General features: G+C 36.6%; 4 protein-coding genes. All 4 read left to right on the forward strand.

The features are described from left to right. Window positions 1–65: 65 nt before the first annotated feature. Window positions 66–425 (forward strand): hypothetical protein, encoded by a 360-nt coding sequence (locus A9Z07_RS05410; RefSeq protein WP_004775651.1) that lies wholly within the window; start codon window positions 66–68, stop codon window positions 423–425. Between the two features lie 161 nt (window positions 426–586). Continuing rightward, a complete protein-coding gene (locus A9Z07_RS05415) occupies window positions 587–1,555 on the forward strand; it encodes a hypothetical protein (protein WP_069577562.1) in 969 nt (322 codons plus the stop codon). Window positions 1,556–1,563: 8 nt separating this feature from the next. Continuing rightward, the gene (locus tag A9Z07_RS05420) at window positions 1,564–2,106 is read left to right on the forward strand and encodes a GTP-binding protein (RefSeq protein ID WP_069577563.1); all 543 of its coding nucleotides are present in this window, start codon (window positions 1,564–1,566) and stop codon (window positions 2,104–2,106) included. A gap of 23 nt (window positions 2,107–2,129) precedes the next feature. Next, window positions 2,130–2,549 (forward strand): roadblock/LC7 domain-containing protein, encoded by a 420-nt coding sequence (locus A9Z07_RS05425; protein ID WP_004775657.1) that lies wholly within the window; start codon window positions 2,130–2,132, stop codon window positions 2,547–2,549. Window positions 2,550–2,843 lie beyond the last annotated feature (294 nt).

Below are 2,843 nucleotides of genomic sequence, written 5' to 3' on the forward strand. Positions count from 1 at the left end.
AATCAGAAACAAAAGTAGTGAATATATAAATTCATAAACAAAGATGTATTAGTAGAGATAAAATCATGGCTAAAATTTCATTAGAAAGCTTAACAAATATTGATGGGTTCGTTGCAGCAGCTTTAGTTGATACAGAAAGCGGTTTGGCGCTAGCAACACAAGGTGGGGGGTCACTTGATTTAGAATTAGCAGCTGCAGGTAATACTGAAGTTATCCGTGCGAAACGTCGTGTAGCTAACTCACTGAAACTTAACGATGATATTGAAGACATTCTCATCACACTAGGTAAGGCATATCACTTAATTCGTCCACTAGAAAGCAATGGCAATTTGTTCCTTTATCTTGTTTTAGATCGTACTAAATCAAATCTTGCAATGGCGCGTCACGAACTTAAAACGTTCGAAAAAGAATTAGATTTCGCTTAATTCTTAATTTAAAAATATTTAATATATTAGGTTTCTTGTATATATTTCTGTTTTACTTATTCAAAATAATAAAATAGAAATAATACAAGCCCCTAATATTAGCCTTTAGTATAATGGCTATTTTTTGCAGTCCAATATTTTAAAAACATTAAAGTGATACTATGAATGGACATTGCATTAATATCGCAATTTCAGGTATAAGTTTAAAAGTTTCAGATGAATTAAAAATAGAACTTAGAAAAACCATACCGCACGAGTTTGGCATTAACTGGATCAATATTGCAGATCCCAATATCGACTTATTATTAATAAATGAAAATTTCTTTGAAACCGAAGGCATTCAACGCATTTTAGAACAAAAACAACTTCCCTGCTTAAAAGTATCGAAAGGAGAAGGCACCCAGCATATAGAAGAACACAATACTTTATATTTACCTTTTCAGCATACAGATGCATTAAAAAACTGGATTCAGCTTCGATTGCTCAGCTATCTATCGCACCAACAATCTCAACAGCCAAAGACAGAAACCGTTTCAACTCACAATGCAATAAATGCAAAGTATTTAACGGATATGCTCAATCCGGAAAATGCCAGACTTCACCTTTTCGATGATCATGGTACCTTGGCCATTATTGATACACGCAGTCAAATTGCATGGCTAGAACCAACACGGATTCATACAAAAACCAATCACAGCTTTAAATACGAATTTGCAACCACCTCCAATTTCACTAAAGTCTCTCGTAAAGTGGAATATAACTTACAGGACTGGGTCTGGAATCTGTTCTGGCACTCTATGGAGTTCCAGCGTCTCGCACCCAATGAAAATGAATATTATAAAATCGAATACTGGCCGCAGCCTGCTCAAAGCGAAGGTCGTAAAACTGCCCTTCTGCTTTCAGCCTGCTTTATACAAGGCGCCCAGCTTTATCAAGTTGCAACACAGTTAAAACTTCCAATTCAAACGGTTCAACAATTTATCGCTGCCTGCATGATTTCCAACAATGGCGGCATTATTCCAGCTTCAGAAAGTCATTACCTAAAAACAGAAGCAGACGAACAAACGATTGAACAAAAAGGTTTTTTAAATAAATTTTTCGGCAAAATCAGACGCCGCTTTGGGCTTTAAGGAATGCTATGATTCTCCAACAATATAAAATTGTCTTTGCAGGAAGCATGGGCGCAGGAAAAACAGAAGCCATTAAATCGCTTTCAGAAATTCCTGTGCTTGCGACTGAAGCATTAAATACAGACAGCCAGGCCCACAATAAGATGCAAACCACGGTGGGTATTGATTACGGTGAAATCACGCTGGATGACGGCGTCAAAATCGGCTTGTATGGTACGCCTGGTCAATCACGTTTTGATTTTATCTGGCCTGTGATTTGCCAAGGTGCCTTGGGCGTTATTCTGTTGGTTGACCATAACAGTAAAGTGCCGATTGAAGAACTTGAAGCGTATCTGGAAACATTTAAGGATTACACCCAGAATATTTCGATTGGCATTACACACATCGATGAAAATAAAGAGCAGTCGACCAGCATCTACCGAGACTGGTTAATTCAGAATGACTATCAATATCCCCTATTTTTTATCGATGCGCGTAAACAAGAGCATGTCTTGCTCATGATTGAATCTCTCATTGCAGCATTAGAAGTCAATTTAAAAGCAACAAATTAATTACTTTAAAAAAGAGAAGAATTATGTTCAGTATTCCCAGTCAGCAACGTACAGCACCGAAAGAGCTGATCCAGTTTGCCAAGGCACAAGCCAATGATATTCTCATGAATATTCGAGGCGTAGATTATATTATGCTGTGCTCAACGGATGGTTTTGAGTTAGCCGCAATTTATAAGAAGAATCCGTATAACAGTACAAAACTGGCTGCTGTCAGCAGTTCAATTCTGGCGATGGTCACGGCTTTTCTCAATGAAATTCAGCTAACAGGATGCCAAAGTATTACGCTGGATGCTGAAAATGGTAAAGCGATTCTCACCTCTATCCCAGCGCAACATCATCCAATGGTGATGGTGACCTTGAGTAATAAAGATGTACTATTGGGACAACTGCTCTATAGTTTAAAGCAAGCAAGCACAGCCATTTCCGAAGCTGATCAAGCTTAAACGGCTTACCGAAAAAATAATCTGGCATGGTGCAGTCCTTGTCAGATTTTTTTCATCTATACATCTTATAATTTAAAACTCCTTTCTTATTTTCGTTTATGAACAATTGTATATTTTAATAACACTACAGCATTTCATACCGATTCCTAATTCTTTCCAGAAATCTTCATAACTATAAATAAGATATGATTTTTCAAACATCAGATGAATGGTCGTGAATTTAAATGATTTAGCAATATTTTTTCATTATTATAAATTTCGAACAAATAACGATCATTAATTTTTCATAAATGA

It is taken from the genome of Acinetobacter sp. YK3 (genome assembly GCF_001729365.1).
Lineage (GTDB): Bacteria > Pseudomonadota > Gammaproteobacteria > Pseudomonadales > Moraxellaceae > Acinetobacter > Acinetobacter vivianii.